This window comes from Variovorax sp. 38R (assembly GCF_014843395.1).
In the GTDB taxonomy this organism is placed as follows: Bacteria; Pseudomonadota; Gammaproteobacteria; order Burkholderiales; family Burkholderiaceae_C; genus Variovorax; species Variovorax paradoxus_H.
This window is the reverse complement of the sequence record NZ_CP062121.1, coordinates 839143-857015: the sequence shown is the minus strand read 5'-3', so window position 1 is coordinate 857015 and position 17873 is coordinate 839143. Positions and strand designations below refer to the sequence as shown.

Sequence of the window (17873 nt, the reverse complement as noted above, 5' to 3'; positions counted from 1 at the left end):
AAGCTATGAACAAACTCCTTCGTTCCGTCTCCCGCACCGCCCAGCGCGGCTTCACGCTGATCGAACTCATGGTGGTGCTTGTCATCATCGGCGTGCTCGCGGCGTTGATCGTCCCGAACGTGATCGAGCGCGCCGACGACGCCCGCGTCACCGCCGCCCGCACCGACATCAACAACCTGATGCAGGCGCTCAAGCTCTACCGCCTCGACAACCAGCGCTACCCGACCGCCGAGCAGGGCCTGCAGTCGCTGCTGACCCGTCCCACCGCGGGCCCGGCCGCACCCAACTGGAAGCCCTACGTCGAGAAGCTGCCCAACGACCCCTGGGGCCATCCGTACCAATACATGAACCCGGGCATCAAGGGCGAAATCGACGTGCTCTCCTTCGGCGCCGACGGACAGAGCGGCGGCGAGGGCAAGAATGCCGACATCGGCAGCTGGCAGTAAGCGCATCGCCCCCGGCCGCGTCGTGCTGCCAACGCCTCGCGCGGTGCGCGGCTTCACGCTGCTGGAGCTGATCGTGGTGATCGCGATCATCGCGATCGCGACCGCCAGCGTGAGCTTCGCAATGCGCGACAGCAACGCCGCCGCGCTCGACCGCGAGGCCGACCGCCTCGCCGCCCTGCTCGAATCGGCCCGTGCCCAGTCGCGCGCCAGCGGCGTCATGGTGCGCTGGCGCCTCGTCGAAGGCGGCGGCTTCGTCTTCGACGGGCTGCCGGCCGACGCACTTCCCACCGGCTGGATCCACGCGGGCATCACTGCCCAGCCCCTGCTGGGCGGCGGCACGCCGGTGGCGGCGCTGCAGCTCGGGCCCGACCCGATCATTCCGGCGCAGCAGGTCATGCTGCACAGCGAAGGCCCGCCCGCGCGCATGCTGCGCGTTGCCACCGACGGGCTGCGGCCCTTCACCGTGTTCGCCGTGCCATGACACAACGGCTGCGGCGCGCCGGCTCCAGCCGCGGCTTCACGCTGATCGAGGTGCTGATCGCGCTCGGCATCGTCGCGCTCGCGCTCGCGGCCGGCTCGCAGGCCACGATGTCGCTCACGCGCAATGCGCAGCGCCAGTCCGACCTCGTGCTGGCCGGCCTGTGCGCCGAAAACGAACTCGCCAAGGCGCGCCTGTCGCGGCAGATGCCGGCCATCGGCGACTCGGGCTCGATCTGCCTGCAGGCCGGCCTCACCTTCCTCGTGACGACCACGACGGTCCCCACGCTCAACCCTAACTTCCGGCGCGTCGACGTGCAGGTGCGCGACGAAGGCAGCGCGCCGCTGCTGCGCGTCTCGACCGTGGTGGGGCGCGTCTGATGGCGCACATCCGCAAGCCTTCGCGCGCACGCGGCTTCACGCTGATCGAGCTGCTGGTCGCCATCGCCGTGATGGCGCTGCTCGCACTCGTGAGCTGGCGCGGCCTGGACAGCATGTCGCGCGCCACCACGCAGAACCAGCTGCGCGCCGACGCGGTGCTCACGCTGCAGGCCACGCTCGCGCAATGGAGCGCCGACCTCGATGCCGTCACCCTGCTCGCGCAGACCCGTCCGATCGACTGGGACGGCCGCGTGCTGCGCATGACGCGCCGCGGCAGCGACACCAGCACGCCGACCGTGCAGGTCGTTGCGTGGACATTGCGCCCCGGCGCCGACGGCACGCGCTGGCGGCGCTGGCAATCGGCGCCCTTCGCCACGCGCGGCGAATGGGTGCAGGCCTGGAACCTCGCAGCCGCCTGGGCACAAGATGGCGCCGCGCCCACCGGCGGCGCCACCGATGTGGCGCTGATGCCCGTCAACAGCTGGCAGCTCGCGTACTTCCGCAACAACGCCTGGGTGCCGGCGGAGCCGCTGCCCGTCGCGGCGGCGAACCCGTCCAACCCGGCCGGCGCACTCGTCGCCATGCCCGACGGCGTGCGGCTCGTGCTGAACCTGCCGCCCGGCGACGGGCTCTCGGGCACGCTCACGCGCGACTGGGTCCGGCCGACGCTCGGAGGGCCGCGCTCATGACCGCGCCGCGACCAAGTCGCACGGCAAGCACACGCCGCCAGTCCGGCGCCGCGCTGCTCGCCGCCATGCTGACCGTGATGCTGGTCGCCACCTTTTCCGCCGCCGCGCTCTGGCAGCAGTGGCGCTCCGCCGAAGTCGAAGGCGCCGAGCGCGCGCGCGTGCAGGCGGCCTGGGTGCTGATCGGCGCGCTCGACTGGTCGCGCCTGATCCTCGGCGAAGACGGCCGCGCGGGCGGCCCCGACCATCTCGGCGAGCCATGGGCCGTGCCCCTCGAAGAAGCCCGCCTCACCAGCTTTCTCTCGGCCGAAAAGAACGTGGCCAGCGACAACCTCGAAGGCCTGCCCGACGCGTTCCTGTCGGGCCGCATCGTCGACGCGCAGTCCAAGCTCAACGTGCTGTCGCTGGTGGATGCCGGCAAGCCGGTGCCCGCGAGCGTGGCCACCTTCACGCGGCTCTTCAACCTGCTCGGCCTGCCGGCCGGCGAGCTCGGCCAGATGACCACGCGGCTCGCGAGCGCGCTGCACACCGGCAGCACCGACGCTGCCTCGGCCGGTAGCGGCGGTGGCAGCAGCGATGCCAGCGCCGACACCGGCGGCGCCCCGCTGATGCCGCAGGAAGTCGCGCAACTCGTGTGGCTCGGTCTCTCACCCGCCACCGCCGCCGCGCTCGAGCCCTACGTGACGATCCTGCCGGAGCGCACCACGCTCAACCTCAACACGGCCAGCGCCGAGGCCATCAGCGCGAGCGTCGAATCGCTGGGCATTGCCAGCGCGCGCCAGCTGGTGGAGCGGCGCACCCGATCCTTCTTCAAGAACATCGAAGAGGCCAACGCCGGCCTGCCCAGCGGCGGCTCGCGTTTCAACGCGGCCCAGCACGGCGTGGGCACCCAGTATTTCGAGGTGTACGGCCGGCTGCGGCTCGACCGCACCTGGGTCGAAGAACATTCGCTGCTCTTTCGCAAGGGCCTGGCCGTGACCACCGTCTGGCGCACCCGTGGCGCGGGCGCCACCACGCCTCCGGCAAAACCCTGAGTCCCGTTAACTTTTGTCCACTCAAAACACCGTCAAACGCACGTAGTCTCTGCAAGGTATGCTATTCAAACAATAGCAACAACTTGTAAGCCACCCCCTACAATCTCCGGCTTTTCCGACACCCCCTACATGACCCCGCTGCTGCTCATTGCTCCCCTCCCTCCGGCCGATGCCGCGGGTGAGTACGACTGGGCCCAGGCCGGTGAAGACGGCATCGCCCTGCGCGACCAGGGCCGTGCGCTGCTGGCACTGCTGCCGTCGGGCCCCGAGGTCACGCTCGGCATTCCGTCCGCGGCGCTCTCGTGGCACCGCGTCACCTTGCCCAAGGGCAGCATGGGCAGCACCTCGAAGCTGCGCGCCGTGCTCGACGGCCTGCTCGAAGAGCACCTGCTCGACGAACCGGAAACCCTGCACTTCGCACTCGCACCCGACGCCAAGGCCGGCGAGCCCGTGTGGGTCGCGGCCTGCAACCGCATCTGGCTGCGCAGCGTCGTGCAGGGGCTCGAAGCGGCCGGCCGGCGCGTCGTGCGCATCGTTCCCGAATTCACGCCGCAGCCCGCCGATGCGCCGCCGCTGCTGCAGATCACGGGTGAGGCCGAAGCGCCGCAGCTCTCGGTCTGCGACGGCGACGGCGTGGTCTCGCTGCCGCTGGCCGGCGCGGGCTTGGCCCTGTCGGGCAGCCTGCCGCTCGACACCGCCGTGATCAGCACCGAACCCGCCGTGGCCGAAGCGGCCGAACACCTGCTGGAGCGCCGCGTACCGATCGTGCAGGCGCCGCAGCGCTGGCTGCACGCCACGCGCACGCCCTGGGAGCTCGCGCAGTTCGACCTCGCCGTGACGGGCCGCGCGCGCGCCGGCAAGAAGTTCGCCTCGGTGCTGCAGACGCTGCGCTTCGCGCCCGAATGGCGCGCTGCGCGCTGGGGCATCGTGGTGCTGCTGCTGACGCAACTCATCGGCCTGAACGCCTGGGCCTGGAAGGAGCGCAACGCGCTCGAGTCCAAGCGCCAGGCCACGCGCGCCATCCTCACGCAAACATTCCCCTCGGTGAAGATCGTGGTCGACGCGCCGCTGCAGATGGGCCGCGAGGTTGCCGCGCTGCAACAGGCCGTGGGCGACGTGGCACCGAGCGATTTCGAACCCATGGTCGGCGCCATCGCCGCCGCCCTGCCGCCCGGCCGCTCCCCGAGCGCGATCGATTTCAGCGCCGGCCAGCTGCGCCTGCGCGGCCTCGGGCTGCAGCCGCAGGAGGTCACGCAGATCACCAGCGTGCTGTCGCCGCGCGGCTACCAGGTGCGCACCGAGGGCGATCTGCTGCTGGTGCAGGCCGAGGCCAACCGATGAACTTCAGCGAACAACTCAAGGCCCGCTGGGCCGTCCTCGGGATGCGCGAGCGCCGCCTCGTCATCGGCGCCGTCGCGCTGGTGGCACTGGCCTTGCTCTGGTGGATTGCGCTCGCCCCCGCGCTGCGCACGCTGGCCGCGGCACCGGCCGAACACGCACGGCTCGACGCCCAGCTCCAGCAGATGGCTACCCTTCAGAACCGCGCGAAGGCGCTGCAGTCGCAACCGCGGCTGGCGCGCGACGACGCACTGCGCGCACTCGAAAGCTCGGTGCGCGACGGCCTCGGCGTCACGAACGCCCAGCTCATGACGGCCGGTGGCGACGGCGGCGCCACCGTCACGCTGCGCGGCGCGCCCGCCCAGAACCTGGCGCAATGGCTCGCACAGGCGCGCGGCAATGCCCACGCCGTGCCGCGCGAAGTGCACCTGACGCGCGCGCCCGTCGCACCGCCGCCGCCGGGCGCCAAGCCTGCGCCCGCCACGCCCGACCAACCACCGCAACCCCGCTGGGACGGCACGCTCGTGATGGCGCTGCCCGCCCCGCGCTGACGCACCCCACGCACCGCACGGCATGGCGAGACGCTCTCCGGTCCCCGACCTCCAGCCGCGCCGCGGCAGCTGGCGCTGGGCCGTGCTCGGCGCCGTCACCGGCATGCTGGTCGCGGTCGTGCTGTTCGCACCGGCACGCTGGCTGGCATCGGCGCTGTCGGGCTGGACGCAAGGCCGCCTGCTGCTGGTCAACCCGCGCGGCACGGTCTGGAACGGCACCGCCGCCGTCGTGTTCGCCAGCGGCGCCGGCGGCGCGCAGGCCGTTTCGTTGCCGGGCCTGCTGAACTGGCGCATGTGGCCGAACTGGCGCGGCCTCTCGGCACGCCTCGATCTGTCCTGCTGCGCAGCGCAACCGCTCGGCCTGCAAGCCAGCCCGCGTGCCGACGGCCTGCAGCTCACGTGGCAGGACGCCCGCTCGCGCTGGCCCGCCACGCTGCTCACCGGCCTGGGCGCGCCCTGGAACACCCTCAAGCTCGAAGGCGCGCTCGACCTCAATACGCGCGCCTTCGCCATGCAGTGGGACGGCCCCGCCTTGCGCATCGAAGGCCAGGCCACGCTCGACGCCACCGACGTTTCATCCGCCCTGTCGACCTTGCGGCCGATGGGCAGCTACCGCCTGTCGCTCGAAGGCGGCACGCGCCCCACGCTGCTGCTGAGCACACGAGAAGGCAGCCTCGAACTGAACGGCAGCGGCAGCTGGAGCGGCACCGCGTTGCGCTTCAACGGCGAAGCCAGCGCGGCGCCGGGCCGCGAAGACGCACTTTCCAATTTGTTGAACATCATCGGGCGGCGCGACGGTGCGCGCTCGATCATCACCCTGGGTTGATCCGACCATGAAGAAGCCTCTGTCCTCGTCCGGCGCCCGCCCCGGCCTCATTGCGCTCGCGGTACGCCTGCTGATCGCGGCGTCGTTCGTGCCGGTCTTGCCGGCCGCCTACGCACAGACCGGCGACGCCCCGCGGCGCGGCGAACCGATCACGCTCAACTTCGCCGCCGCCGACATCGAGGCCGTGGCCCGCACCATGGCCGTGGTCACCGGGCGCGATGTGGTGGTCGACCCGCGCGTGAAGGGCACCATGAACCTGGTCACCGACCGCCCGCTGGCGCCGGCCGCCGCGTTCAACCAGTTTGCCGCCGCGCTGCGCCTGCAGGGCTTCGCGGTGGTCGAGGCCGACGGCCTCTACAAGGTGGTGCCCGAGGCCGACGCCAAGCTGCAGACCAGCACCGTCAACACCTCCATCAGCGGCGCCAGCTCGGCCGCGGGCAACCAGATCGTCACGCAGATCTTTCGCCTGAACTACGAGTCGGCCAACAGCCTGCTGCCGGTGCTGCGCCCGCTGATTCCGCCGAACAACACCATCAACGTGAACCCGGGCAACAACTCGCTCGTGATCACCGACTACGCCGACAACATGCGCCGGCTGGCGCGCATCATCGCGTCGCTCGACGTGCCCAACGCGTCCGACATCGAGGTGATCCAGCTCAAGCATTCGGTGGCCACCGACATGGTGCCGCTGGTCACGCGGCTGGTCGACGGCGGCGGTGCGAGCACGCCGGGCGCCGCTGCGCCGGGCGGGGCCGACGCCTCGTTCCGCACCACGCTCATGGCCGACCCGCGCAGCAACTCGCTGATTCTTCGCGCCGCCAACCCTGCACGCGCGCAGCTCGTGCGCACGCTGGTCGAAAAGCTCGACCGCGCACCGGCCGAGACCAGCAACGGCGCGGCCGGCAACATCTACGTGGTCTACCTGAAGAACGCCGATGCGGTGCGCCTTGCAGCCACGCTGCGCGCCGCCATGGCCGCGAGCCAGCAGCAGTCGCAGGTGCCCGGTGCGCCCGGGGCCGTGGGCAGCGCAGGTTCGTCGGTGCCGCCGGCCGGCATGCCGCAGCAGATGCAGGCCGGCTTCGGCGGCAACAACCAGGGCGGCGGTTCGGCCGCGGCCAACGCGCCGCTGAACAACGCCAACCAACCGTCCACCGGCGGCCAGATCCAGGCCGACCCGAGCACCAATTCGCTCATCATCACCGCGCCCGAACCGCAGTACCGCCAGATGCGCGCCGTGATCGACAGGCTCGACGGCCGCCGCGCGCAGGTGATGATCGAAGCGCTCATCGTCGAGGTCAGCGCCAAGAAGGCCGCCAACTTCGGCGTGCAGTGGCAGAGCGCGCTGGGCAACAACGCCGTCATCGGCACCAACTCCAGCCTGGCCAGCGCCAACATCCTGGCGCTGACGCAGGCACTGGCCACGCGCGACGTGGCCAACATCCGGCCTTCCACCGGCCTGAACCTGGGCATCGCCGGCAAGATCGGCGGCCAGTACATCCTGGGCGCCATCGCCAACTTCTTCAACAGCGACGGCGACGCCAACGTGCTGTCCACGCCCAACCTGCTGACCCTGGACAACGAAGAAGCCAAGATCGTCATCGGCCAGAACGTGCCCTTCGTGACCGGCCAGTACGCCAGCACCTCGGGCTCGGTCGGCATCAACCCGTTCACCACGGTGGAACGCAAGGACGTGGGCCTTACGCTGCGCGTGCGCCCGACCATCAACGAGAACGGCACCGTGAAGATGACCATCTTCCAGGAGACCTCCACGGTCGACCAGAACACCGTGAAAGACCCGAACGGCCCGACCACCAACAAGCGCTCCATCGAGTCGAGCGTGCTGGTCGAAGACGGCGGCCTCGTGATGCTCGGCGGCCTGCTGTCGGACAACTACGGCAACACCATCGAGAAGGTGCCGCTGGCCGGCGACATTCCCGTGTTCGGCAACCTGTTCAAGAACGAGGTGCGCACGCGCGACAAGAGCAACCTCATGATGTTCCTGCGCCCCGCCGTGATGCGCGACGGCGCCTCCACCGAAGCCTTCGCCTACGACCGCTACGACGAGATCCGCGGCATGCAGCAGCGCACGCAGCCCAACACCGACAACATCATGCTGCGCGGTGTCGACTCGGCGCCCGTGCTGCCCGAGGCGCCGCTGGTGCGCATCAACCGCCTGAACAGCAACGACGGCAGCAAGACCCGCATGGAAGGCACGCAGCTCATTCCGCCGCCGCGCGCCGCGAGCGACAACCGCCGGCTCGCACCCAGCCCGCTGCGCGGCGCGCTGCCGCCCACCTCCGACCCGACCAGCTCGCGCGAGTCGCCCTGAACCCCGTCCCGCACACGCCAGCCCCCATGCGCTATCCCCTGCCCTACGCGTTCGCCCGCAGCCAGCAACTGCTGCTCGAAGCCACGGACGACGGCCGCCACACGCTGTGGATGTCTGCCCACCCGGCACGCAGCGCGGTCGGTGAAGTGACCCGCAAGTACGGCGTGCAGGCCTTCGAGGTGCTCGACGCCGGCCCGCTCGCCCAACGCATCAGCGCCGCCTACGCCCAGGGCGAATCGAGCGCCGCCGCGGTGGTCAGCGAAGTGCAGAACGACGCCGACCTCTCGCGCATGATGCAGGAGCTGCCGGCCGTCGAAGACCTGCTGGCCAGCGCCGGCGACGCGCCCATCATCCGCATGCTGAACGCACTGCTCACACAGGCCGCACGCGACGGCGCCAGCGACATCCACATCGAGCCCTACGAGCGCACGTCGTCCGTGCGCTTTCGCATCGACGGCACCTTGCGCGAGGTGGTGCAGCCCAACCGCGCGCTGCACGCCGCGCTGATCTCGCGCCTGAAGATCATGGCCGACCTCGACATCTCCGAGAAGCGGCTGCCGCAGGACGGGCGCATCAGCCTGCGCATCGGCACGCGCGCGGTCGACGTGCGGGTGTCGACGCTGCCCAGCGCGCACGGCGAACGCGCCGTGCTGCGCCTCTTGGACAAGAGCGAATCGAAGCTCACGCTCGAATCGGTCGGCATGCAGGGCGACTCGCTGGCGCGCTTCGAAAAACTCATTGCGCAGCCGCACGGCATCATCCTCGTGACCGGCCCCACGGGCTCGGGCAAGACCACCACGCTGTACGCCGCGCTGGCCCGGCTCGATGCGAGCCGCAGCAACATCATGACGGTCGAAGACCCGATCGAGTACGAGCTGCCGGGCGTGGGCCAGACGCAGATCAACGCGAAGATCGAACTCACCTTCGCCAAGGCCTTGCGCGCCATCCTGCGGCAAGACCCCGACGTGATCATGATCGGCGAAATCCGCGACTTCGAAACCGCGCAGATCGCCATCCAGGCCTCGCTCACCGGCCACCTCGTGCTGGCCACGCTGCACACCAACGATTCGGTGAGTGCCGTCACGCGCCTGACCGACATGGGCGTCGAGCCCTTCCTCCTGAGCTCGTCGCTGCTCGGCGTGCTGGCCCAGCGCCTCGTGCGCAAGGTCTGCACGGCCTGCGGCGGCCCGGGCTGCGAGGTCTGCGGCCAGACCGGCTACCAGGGCCGCACCGGCATCTTCGAACTGCTCGTGGCCGACGACGAAGTGCAGGCACTCATCCACGGCAAGGCCGCCGAGAGCGCGCTGTTCGAAGCCGGCGCACGCGGCGGCCTGCGCTCCATGCGCGAAGACGGCGAACGGCTGGTGCAGGCCGGCATCACCTCGCGCGCCGAACTCGTGCGCGTCACCCGCGAGTAGCGACCCGCGATGCCCGCCTATTCCTTCGAAGCCATCGATGCCAGCGGCCACTCGCGCGAAGGCGTGCTCGAGGCCGACACCGCACGCGCCGCACGCGGCCTGCTGCGGGCGCAGGCGCTCATTCCGCTGTCGGTCAAGCCGGTCGGTAGCGGCGATGCGGCCGGTGGCGGTGGCGCCGGCAGCAACGCGCTCATGCGCTGGCTCGGCGGCGGCAAGCGCGTCTTCAACTCGACCAACCTCGCCGTGTGGACACGTCAGCTCGCCGGCCTCATCTCCGCCGGCCTGCCGCTGGAACGCGCCCTCACCGCGCTCACCGACGAAGCCGAATCGGAACCGCAACGCAACCTCGTCGCCTCGCTGCGCGCCGAGGTCAACGCGGGCTCGCCCTTCGCGCGCGCGCTGTCGGCGCACCCGCGCGAGTTCTCGCCCATCTACACCGCCGTGATCGGCGCGGGCGAGCAAAGCGGCAACCTCGGGCTCGTGCTCGAGCGGCTCGCCGACGACCTCGAAGAGCGCCAGGTGCTGCAGCAGAAGCTGATCGGCGCGGCGCTGTACCCGGCCATCGTCACGCTGGTGGCGATCGTGATCGTGATCTTCCTCGTGAGTTATGTGGTGCCGCAGGTCGCGCAGGTGTTCGCGGGCACCAAGCGCTCGCTGCCCTTCCTCACGACCGTGATGCTGTCGCTGAGTGCGGCCGTGCGCAACTACGGCTGGTGGATGCTGGGCGCCATCGTGATCGCGGCGGTCGGCGTGCGCGTCGCATTGGCGCAGGAAGCCTTCCGCCTCAAGTTCGATGCCGCCTGGCTCAAGCTGCCACTGGTCGGCAAGCTCGCGCGCGGCTACAACGCGGCGCGCTTCGCGAGCACGCTCGCCATGCTGGCCACAGCCGGCGTGCCCATCTTGCGTGCGCTGCAGGCGGCCTCCGAAACGCTGGGCAACCGCGCCATGCGCGCCGACGCGCTCGACGCGCTGGTGCTGGTGCGCGAAGGCGCGCCGCTCGCCTCGGCACTGGCGCAGAAAAAGCGCTTCCCGGGGCTGGTGTCGATGTTCGCGCGCCTGGGCGAACAGACCGGCACGCTGCCCGTGATGCTGCAACGCGCCGCCAACCAGCTCGGCGCCGAAGTGCAGCGCCGCGCGATGCACCTGGCCACCATCCTCGAGCCGCTGCTCATCGTCGCCATGGGCGGCGTGGTCATGCTCATCGTGCTGGCCGTGATGCTGCCTATCATTCAGCTGAACCAGTTCGTCAAGTGACGACGGACGGGGAGCCCCTCACATGCCCGTAACGCTCGAAGACAAACTCGTGGTCGCGATCTCCTCGCGCGCCCTCTTCAACCTCGAAGAAGAAAACAAGATCTTCGAGGCCGGCGACAACGAGGGCTACATGAAGCTGCAGCTCGACCGCATCGACGAACCGGCCGCCCCCGGCATCGCGTCGTCGCTGATCCGCAAGCTGCTGCGTTTCAACGACGACGGCGTGCAGCGCGTCGAGGTGGTCATCCTCTCGCGCAACGATCCGGTGTCGGGCATGCGCATCTTCAAGTCGAGCGCGGCGGCCGACATCAAGCTGCAGCGCGGCGTGTTCACGCAGGGCCGCCCGCCCTTCGGCTATTTGCGCCCGCTGCGCGCGCACCTGTTCCTGTCGGTCAACGCACAAGACGTGCGTGAGGCACTCGCCGCAGGCTTTCCCGCCGCGCGCGTGCTCGTCGAATCGGTGAAGGCCAGCGACGCGTGGCCGAACGAAGTGCGCATCGCCTTCGACGGCGACGCCGTGCTGTTCAGCGACGAAGCCGAGCGCGTGTTCCAGGCCGAGGGCCTCGACGCCTTCCAGGCGCACGAACTCAGCAAGGCCGACCTGCCCCTGCCCGAAGGCCCGTTCAAGCCGCTGCTGATGGCCCTGCACCGCCTGCAGATGGCGGGCAATGCGCAGATGCGCATCCGCACCGCACTGGTCACGGCACGCAGTGCACCGGCGCACGAGCGCGCGATCCGCACGCTCATGAAGTGGAACATCCGCGTCGACGAAGCGATGTTCCTCGGCGGCCTGCCCAAGGGTGAGTTCCTGCGCGAGTTCGAGCCCGACTTCTTCTTCGACGACCAGACGGGTCACGTCGACGCGGCCTCGCGGCATGTGCCTGCGGGGCATGTGTCGAGCGGCATCAGCAACGAGCCCTGAAAACCTCCTTGCGATCTGTTGGGTCGCATTGAGTGGTGCTGTTCAGGGCGCGATCACGCCGACGGGGCACCTTGCTCCGCGAATGTCCTCCGCCCTTCGGGCTCCCCCTTGATTTCGCTGCGCAAGGCACCCCATCGACGTGATCGTTGGGCAGTGCAGTGATTGATCGGCCGCACACCAGCGCTGCGTCCCGTGCGCAGGGCACTGGGTGCTCCCCGCAGCGAAATCAAGGAGGAGGGGCGAAGCCCCGGGGGACATTCGCGGAGGGGAGTACCCGGTGTCCTGTGCACGCGCCACGGCCCCTCTCTCGCAGCTGTTGAAGCAGCCGCAGACCAGCGCGTTGTCACACGCGTTTCGTCCCACTGTCATCGCTCGTTCACTGCCGAGTAACGGGTTCTCCCTAGTCTTGTCGCCTGTCCGGTGCGCACGTCGGGCCAGCCGCTTTTCGCGCTCGCGCCCTGATCACCCCCCGATCTCCACGACATCACAAAGAGAGGATCACCTCATGCTTCTTCAAGCCTCACTCCCCACGCGACTCCTGGCCGCCTTCCTCCTGGCTTGCACGCTGTCCGCCTGCGGCGGCAGCGACAACAACGGCGGCGGCTTCCCGCCCATCATCACGCCGCCCCCGCAGCCCCAGCCCGAGACCGGCGTGAAGCCCGAAATGCGCTGCGCACCGTGACACGCGACTTCATGAACAGCCACGACAAGACCATGAATTCACGCCGCAAATTCCTCACGGGCACCGCCACCACCGGCGCTGCCGCCCTCGCACTCTCGGCCTTCCCGCCGAGCATCCGCCGCGCGCTGGCCATTCCCGCCAACAACAAGACCGGCACCATCAACGACGTCGAGCACATCGTCATCCTGATGCAGGAGAACCGTTCGTTCGACCACTACTTCGGCACGCTCATGGGCGTGCGCGGCTTTGGCGACCGCTTCACCATTCCGCTGCCGGGCGGGCGCAACGTCTGGCAGCAGGCCGACGAAACGGGCACGCCCGTACTGCCTTACCACCTGGACCAGACCAAGGGCAACGCGCTGCGCGCGGGTCAGACGCCGCACGACTGGGCCGATGGCCAGGACGCCTGGGACGGCGGTCGCAACTATCAGTGGCCGCGCTACAAGCACCCGCTTTCCATGGGCTACTACAAAGAAGCGGAGTTGCCGTATCAAACGGCGCTGGCCAACGCCTTCACCCTGTGCGATGGCTACCACTGCAGCATGCACGCGGGCACCAACTCGAACCGCATGTTCGTCTGGACCGGCACCAACGGTCCCACCGGCGCCGGCGTGGCCACGGTCACCAACGAATGGGACGACCGGCGTCCGCCCCCTTCGACCAGCGGCTATGAGTGGAAGACCTACCCCGAACGCCTGGAAGCGGCAACGCCCAAAGTCAAATGGATCGTGTATGAAAACATACCCGACAACTACGGCGACAACCCGCTCACGGGCTTCAAGCAGTACCGTCTGGCCAACGAAGCAGCGAAGGCAAAGCAGATCACCAGCCAGAACCCGGTGCCGGTCTACGATCCAGCCAGCGACGACGTCGGCAACCCCTTGTACAAGGGCATCGCCAACACCATGCCCGGTACCAAGGTGGACGAGTACCTGAACACCTTCCGAAACGACGTGAAGAACGGCAAGCTGCCGCAGGTGTCCTGGATCGTGGCACCCGATGCGTACTCCGAACATCCGGGGCCCTCCAGCCCGGTGCTGGGCGCCTGGTACATCCAGGAAGTGCTGGATGCGCTCACCGCCGTGCCCGAGGTGTGGAGCAAGACCGTTCTGTTCATCAATTTCGACGAGAACGACGGCATCTTCGACCACTACCCGTCGCCGGCTGCACCTTCCATCAACCCGGACGGCACCGCCGCCGGCAAGACCACGCTGAGCGATGCCGAGCTGGCCTTCGAATACCACAACTACCCTGCCCCGCCCGGCACCACCGACCAGAGCAAGTACCCACCGGATGGCAAGGTCTTCGGACCGGGCAAGCGTGTTCCCATGTACGTGGTCTCGCCATGGAGTCGTGGTGGCTGGGTGAATTCGCAGGCATTCGATCACACCTCGGTGCTGCGCTTCATCGAGGCGCGTTTTGGCGTGGCGGAGCCCAATATCAGCCCGTTCCGCCGCGCGGTGTGCGGCGACCTGACCAGTGCTTTCAACTTCGCCAACCCGAACAACGAGCCGCGACCTCAACTCGCGGGACGAAAGAGCCTGGACGAAGCCGTTGCACAGAACAAATCGCAAGAGTTCGAGGCAGATGGCACGACCAAGCGAGCGCCAGTTCCCCTGCCCGTCGATCCCCAACTGCCGGTTCAAGCGGTGGGCACGCGCCCCTCGCGCGCCCTGCCCTACGAGTTGCATGTGAGCGCACGCAACGACGCGATCAGCGGCAAGGTGCGGCTGGTGTTCGCCAACACCGGCAAGGCCGCGGCCGTGTTCCATGTGTACGACAAGCTCAACCTGGAACGCCTGCCGCGCCGCTACATGGTCGAGGCCGGCAAGACGCTGGACGACACCTGGAACGCGATGGTCGACAACACGGGCTTCTACGACCTGTGGGTGCTCGGCCCCAACGGCTTCCACCGCCATTTCCGCGGCGACCTGAACAGCCTGCGCGCCGGCGATGCGCCCAACCCCGAAGTGCGCGTGTGCTACGACATCGCCAACGGCAACGTCTACCTGCAGATGCTCAACGGTGGCCGAAACGCCTGCAAGTTCACCGTCCGCCCCAAGGCCTACCGCACCGACGGCCCGTGGACCGCGACCGTGGCGGGCGGCACCTCGGCCGAGCAGCACTGGGAGCTGGCCGCCAGCGGCGCCTGGTACGACTTCGAAGTGACCTGCGACGCCGACACCAGCTACTACCGGCGCTTCGCGGGCCGCGTGGAAACCGGCCGGCATTCGGTCAGCGACCCGGCCATGGGCACGGCCCGCGCCTGAGGCCGGGGTGACACCATGACCTCCCGCCGCAGCTTCCTCACCGGCACCGCCACCACCGGTGCCGCTGCGCTCGCACTCTCGGCCTTTCCGCCGAGCATCCGACGCGCACTGGCCATTCCGGCCAACAACAAGACCGGCACGATCAACGACGTCGAACACGTCGTGATCCTGATGCAGGAGAACCGTTCGTTCGATCACTACTTCGGCATGCTGCCGGGCGTGCGCGGCTTCGGCGATCGCTTCACGGTTCCGCTGCCCAGGGGCCTGAACGTCTGGCAGCAGAGCAATGCCAGCGGCCAGCTGATCCTGCCCTACCACCTCGACGGCAGCAAAGGCAACGCGCAGCGGCCAAACAATCTTCCACACGACTGGAGCGACTCGCAAGGCGCCTGGGACGGCGGTCGCCTGTCGCAGTGGGCTCGCTACAAGCGCGACCAATCGATGGGCTACCTGCAAGAAGCCGAGATTCCGTTCCAGTACGCGCTTGCCAACGCATTCACCGTGTGCGACGGTTATCACTGCGCCATGCACACCGGCACCGACGCGAACCGCGCCGTCCACATCACCGGTACCAACGGCCCGACCGCGCAGGGCGTGGCCTTCGTCACCAACGAATGGGACGCGCTGGACGGTACCGCCGAGAAGGTCAACACCGGCTATACGTGGAAGACGTATGCCGAGCGGCTCGAAGACGCCGGCGTGAAATGGATCTGCTACCAGAACATGCCCGATGAATGGGGCGACAACATGCTTGGGGCCTTCCGGCAGTTCAGGCGCGCCAATCGAGCATCCGGCTACCCGGTTTCCAGTGGCTACTACAGGGCGCCCTTCACCGACACGGGCCAGTCAACGCCATATCACGCCTACGACGCGGCCAGCGACAACCCGGGCAACCCGCTCTACAAGGGCATTGCCAACACGCTGCCTGGCGAAACGCCCGACGACTACCTGGACGCGTTCCGGCGCGACATCAAGGCCGGCCGCCTGCCGCAGGTGAGCTGGGTCAACGCACCTTCTGCCTATTGCGAGCATCCGGACCCCTCCAGTCCGGTGCAGGGCGCGTGGTTCATTCAGGAAATCCTCGATGCGCTCACCGCCGTGCCCGAGGTCTGGAGCAAGACCGTGCTGCTCGTCAACTTCGATGAGAACGACGGTTACTTCGACCACGTGCCCTCGCCGTCGGCGCCCTCGCTCAACCCCGACAAGACGCCGGCCGGCAAGACGACGTTCGCCGATGCCGACCTGAAGGCCGAGTACTTCACACAGCCGGCGCCGGACGGCAGCCTCAAGCAGCCCACGCCGGACGGCCGCGTGTTCGGCCCTGGCCCGCGTGTGCCGATGTATGTGATTTCTCCGTGGAGCCGAGGCGGCTGGGTGAACTCGCAGGCCTTCGACCACACCTCGGTGCTGCAATTCCTGGAAGCGCGTTTCGGCGTGAAGGAGCCGCACATTTCTCCGTTCCGTCGCGCGGTGTGCGGCGACCTCACGAGCGCGTTCAACTTCGCCACGCCCAACAGCGAGGCAGTCCCTGCGCTTGCCGGCCACAAGTCGCGCGGGGAAGCCGACACGCTGCGCGTCGCGCAGGAAAAGTTGGACCATGTTCCGGTTCCACTCAACCCGCAGCTGCCGCGCCAGCCCACCGGCACGCGGCCTTCGCGCGCACTGCCCTACGAGCTGCACACGAGTGCCAAGGCCGACGCCCTCACCGGCCAAGTGAAGCTGATCTTCTCGAACACCGGAAAAGCCGCCGCGGTGTTCCATGTCTACGACAAGCTCCACCTGGATGACCGTCTGCCGCGCCGCTACGTGGTGGAAGCCGGCAAGCAGCTCGACGACGCATGGGCAGCGGCCACCGACGACGCCGGCCAATACGACCTGTGGGTGCTCGGCCCCAACGGCTACCACCGCCACTTCAAGGGCGACCTCAACCGCCTGCGCGCGGGCGGCGTGGCCGCGCCCGAGGTGCGTGTCTGCTACGACATCGCCAACGGCAACGTGTACCTGCAGATGCGCAACGACGGCAAGGCCGCGTGCAAGTTCACGGTGCGCGCCAAGGCCTACCGCGACGACGGCCCGTGGACCGCGACGGTGAACGGCGGCGCGCAGGCCGAACAGCACTGGGAGCTCGCCGCCAGCGGCCAGTGGTACGACTTCGCCGTCACCTGCGACAGCGACCCGGCCTTCTACCGCCGCTTCGCCGGCCGCGTGGAAACCGGCAAGCACACGGTCAGCGATCCGGCGATGGGCTTGCCCGACCTCTGAAGACGTAGGCATGATTCCCCCGCGCCCGCCAGTGGCGCGGGGGAATTCATGCACGCCAAGGTCATTCGGTACTTCGTCGAGGTGGTTCGCGCGGGCTCGATCCGCAAGGCGGCCGAGCAGTTGCATGTGGTGCCCACGGCCGTCAACCGGCAGATCCTCAACCTCGAGGAAGAACTGGGCGCGCCGCTGTTCGAACGCATCCACAACACGCTCAAGCTCACGCCCGTGGGCGAGATCGTGCTGGCGCATGCGCGCGGCACGCTGCGCGAGTTCGACCTCGTGCGCCAGCGCATCGAGGACGTTCGCGGCCTGCGCCAGGGCGAGGTCACGCTGGCCACCACGGCCGGCCTGGCCGATGCCTTCCTGCCCGCCGTGGTGCAGCGCTTTCGCGCCGCGCACCCGGGCATCCAGCTGAAGCTGCTCGGCCTGCCCATCGCGGCCGTGCTGCGCAGCGTGGCCGAAGGCGATGCCGACCTGGCGCTGGCCTACGACGTGCCCGGCACGGCCGGCTTTCGCACGCTGTTCAGCAGCGAGTGGCCGATCGGCGCCGTGGTGCCGCCGGGCCATCCGCTCACGGCGCATGCGACCGCGCTGCTGGCGGAGTGCGTGGGCTACCCGCTGATCCTGCCCGCGCCGTCGCTGTCGATCCGCCCGATCCTCGATGCCGCGTTCGAACGCTCGGCCATCCGCGTGTCGCCGGTGGTCGAGACCACCTCCACCGCGCTGATGCGCCGGCTGGTGCGCGACGGCGGCGGCATCACGCTGCTGAACCGCCTGGACGTGGACGAGGAGCGCAACGACGGCACGCTCGTCTTCGTGCCGCTGCGCGACACCACGCTGGGCGCGCAGACGCTCACGCTCGAGACCCGCGCCGCACAGCCGCCGAGCGCCGCGGCCGAGCTGTTCGCGAACCATGTCGTGGCCTGCCTGGACGACCTGCTGGCGCCCTGAAACCGCGCGCGTCCGCTCTGGCAGCCCTTGCGATGACCGTCCACTT

At 69.1% G+C, this 17873-nt stretch carries 16 protein-coding genes; all 16 read left to right on the top strand.

Translation table 11 applies throughout. From position 1 onward, the window contains the following. Window positions 1–5: 5 nt before the first annotated feature. The 16 genes from gspG (at window position 6) to IG196_RS03720 (ending at window position 17827) form a co-directional block, all read left to right on the top strand. Window positions 6–446 carry a type II secretion system major pseudopilin GspG gene (gspG, locus tag IG196_RS03795; protein WP_056573020.1) on the top strand — a complete coding sequence of 147 codons (441 nt, stop codon included), beginning with the start codon at window positions 6–8 and terminating at the stop codon, window positions 444–446. Then, the gene (locus tag IG196_RS03790) at window positions 421–927 is read left to right on the top strand and encodes a prepilin-type N-terminal cleavage/methylation domain-containing protein (protein ID WP_192195088.1); all 507 of its coding nucleotides are present in this window, start codon (window positions 421–423) and stop codon (window positions 925–927) included. Before gspG ends, IG196_RS03790 begins: the two co-directional genes overlap by 26 nt. Further along, complete coding sequence (gspI, locus tag IG196_RS03785; RefSeq protein WP_192195087.1) at window positions 924–1304, top strand: type II secretion system minor pseudopilin GspI; 381 nt, start codon at window positions 924–926, stop codon at window positions 1302–1304. The genes IG196_RS03790 and gspI overlap by 4 nt, the downstream gene beginning before the upstream one ends. After that, window positions 1304–1993 (top strand): type II secretion system protein J, encoded by a 690-nt coding sequence (locus IG196_RS03780; protein WP_192195086.1) that lies wholly within the window; start codon window positions 1304–1306, stop codon window positions 1991–1993. The genes gspI and IG196_RS03780 overlap by 1 nt, the downstream gene beginning before the upstream one ends. Beyond that, window positions 1990–3024 (top strand): type II secretion system minor pseudopilin GspK, encoded by a 1035-nt coding sequence (gspK, locus tag IG196_RS03775; protein ID WP_101491070.1) that lies wholly within the window; start codon window positions 1990–1992, stop codon window positions 3022–3024. Before IG196_RS03780 ends, gspK begins: the two co-directional genes overlap by 4 nt. 129 nt (window positions 3025–3153) lie before the next feature. Further along, a complete protein-coding gene (gene gspL, locus IG196_RS03770) occupies window positions 3154–4365 on the top strand; it encodes a type II secretion system protein GspL (protein WP_192195085.1) in 1212 nt (403 codons plus the stop codon). After that, window positions 4362–4913, top strand: coding sequence for a type II secretion system protein GspM (gene gspM / locus IG196_RS03765; protein ID WP_101491072.1), 552 nt, complete (start codon window positions 4362–4364; stop codon window positions 4911–4913). The genes gspL and gspM overlap by 4 nt, the downstream gene beginning before the upstream one ends. A gap of 22 nt (window positions 4914–4935) precedes the next feature. Next, a complete protein-coding gene (gene gspN, locus IG196_RS03760; RefSeq protein ID WP_099795210.1) occupies window positions 4936–5739 on the top strand; it encodes a type II secretion system protein N in 804 nt (267 codons plus the stop codon). Window positions 5740–5746: 7 nt separating this feature from the next. Next, a complete protein-coding gene (gspD, locus tag IG196_RS03755) occupies window positions 5747–8068 on the top strand; it encodes a type II secretion system secretin GspD (RefSeq protein ID WP_192195084.1) in 2322 nt (773 codons plus the stop codon). 26 nt (window positions 8069–8094) lie between these two features. Further along, window positions 8095–9486, top strand: coding sequence for a GspE/PulE family protein (locus tag IG196_RS03750; RefSeq protein ID WP_099795208.1), 1392 nt, complete (start codon window positions 8095–8097; stop codon window positions 9484–9486). Between the two features lie 9 nt (window positions 9487–9495). Beyond that, complete coding sequence (gene gspF / locus IG196_RS03745) at window positions 9496–10740, top strand: type II secretion system inner membrane protein GspF (protein ID WP_192195083.1); 1245 nt, start codon at window positions 9496–9498, stop codon at window positions 10738–10740. Between the two features lie 22 nt (window positions 10741–10762). Continuing rightward, window positions 10763–11662: a 5'-nucleotidase gene (locus tag IG196_RS03740; protein ID WP_192195082.1), complete on the top strand. Its 900-nt coding sequence runs from the start codon at window positions 10763–10765 to the stop codon at window positions 11660–11662. Window positions 11663–12167: 505 nt separating this feature from the next. Then, window positions 12168–12344, top strand: a complete 177-nt coding sequence (locus tag IG196_RS03735) for a hypothetical protein (protein ID WP_180288492.1) — start codon at window positions 12168–12170, stop codon at window positions 12342–12344. Window positions 12345–12376: 32 nt separating this feature from the next. After that, a complete protein-coding gene (locus IG196_RS03730) occupies window positions 12377–14614 on the top strand; it encodes a phosphocholine-specific phospholipase C (RefSeq protein WP_192196909.1) in 2238 nt (745 codons plus the stop codon). A gap of 15 nt (window positions 14615–14629) precedes the next feature. Further along, window positions 14630–16876 (top strand): phosphocholine-specific phospholipase C, encoded by a 2247-nt coding sequence (locus tag IG196_RS03725; protein WP_192195081.1) that lies wholly within the window; start codon window positions 14630–14632, stop codon window positions 16874–16876. Window positions 16877–16924: 48 nt separating this feature from the next. Further along, window positions 16925–17827, top strand: coding sequence for a LysR substrate-binding domain-containing protein (locus IG196_RS03720; protein WP_192195080.1), 903 nt, complete (start codon window positions 16925–16927; stop codon window positions 17825–17827). The last annotated feature ends 46 nt before the right edge of the window (window positions 17828–17873 follow it).

Excerpts from the sequence above, each read along its gene's own strand:
- gspG (WP_056573020.1), top strand. The coding sequence starts at position 6 with ATGAACAAACTCCTTCGTTCCGTCTCCCGCACCGCCCAGCGCGGCTTC.
- IG196_RS03790 (WP_192195088.1), top strand. The coding sequence starts at position 421 with ATGCCGACATCGGCAGCTGGCAGTAAGCGCATCGCCCCCGGCCGCGTC.
- gspI (WP_192195087.1), top strand. The coding sequence starts at position 924 with ATGACACAACGGCTGCGGCGCGCCGGCTCCAGCCGCGGCTTCACGCTG.
- IG196_RS03780 (WP_192195086.1), top strand. The coding sequence starts at position 1,304 with ATGGCGCACATCCGCAAGCCTTCGCGCGCACGCGGCTTCACGCTGATC.
- gspK (WP_101491070.1), top strand. The coding sequence starts at position 1,990 with ATGACCGCGCCGCGACCAAGTCGCACGGCAAGCACACGCCGCCAGTCC.
- gspL (WP_192195085.1), top strand. The coding sequence starts at position 3,154 with ATGACCCCGCTGCTGCTCATTGCTCCCCTCCCTCCGGCCGATGCCGCG.
- gspM (WP_101491072.1), top strand. The coding sequence starts at position 4,362 with ATGAACTTCAGCGAACAACTCAAGGCCCGCTGGGCCGTCCTCGGGATG.
- gspN (WP_099795210.1), top strand. The coding sequence starts at position 4,936 with ATGGCGAGACGCTCTCCGGTCCCCGACCTCCAGCCGCGCCGCGGCAGC.
- gspD (WP_192195084.1), top strand. The coding sequence starts at position 5,747 with ATGAAGAAGCCTCTGTCCTCGTCCGGCGCCCGCCCCGGCCTCATTGCG.
- IG196_RS03750 (WP_099795208.1), top strand. The coding sequence starts at position 8,095 with ATGCGCTATCCCCTGCCCTACGCGTTCGCCCGCAGCCAGCAACTGCTG.
- gspF (WP_192195083.1), top strand. The coding sequence starts at position 9,496 with ATGCCCGCCTATTCCTTCGAAGCCATCGATGCCAGCGGCCACTCGCGC.
- IG196_RS03740 (WP_192195082.1), top strand. The coding sequence starts at position 10,763 with ATGCCCGTAACGCTCGAAGACAAACTCGTGGTCGCGATCTCCTCGCGC.
- IG196_RS03735 (WP_180288492.1), top strand. The coding sequence starts at position 12,168 with ATGCTTCTTCAAGCCTCACTCCCCACGCGACTCCTGGCCGCCTTCCTC.
- IG196_RS03730 (WP_192196909.1), top strand. The coding sequence starts at position 12,377 with ATGAATTCACGCCGCAAATTCCTCACGGGCACCGCCACCACCGGCGCT.
- IG196_RS03725 (WP_192195081.1), top strand. The coding sequence starts at position 14,630 with ATGACCTCCCGCCGCAGCTTCCTCACCGGCACCGCCACCACCGGTGCC.
- IG196_RS03720 (WP_192195080.1), top strand. The coding sequence starts at position 16,925 with ATGCACGCCAAGGTCATTCGGTACTTCGTCGAGGTGGTTCGCGCGGGC.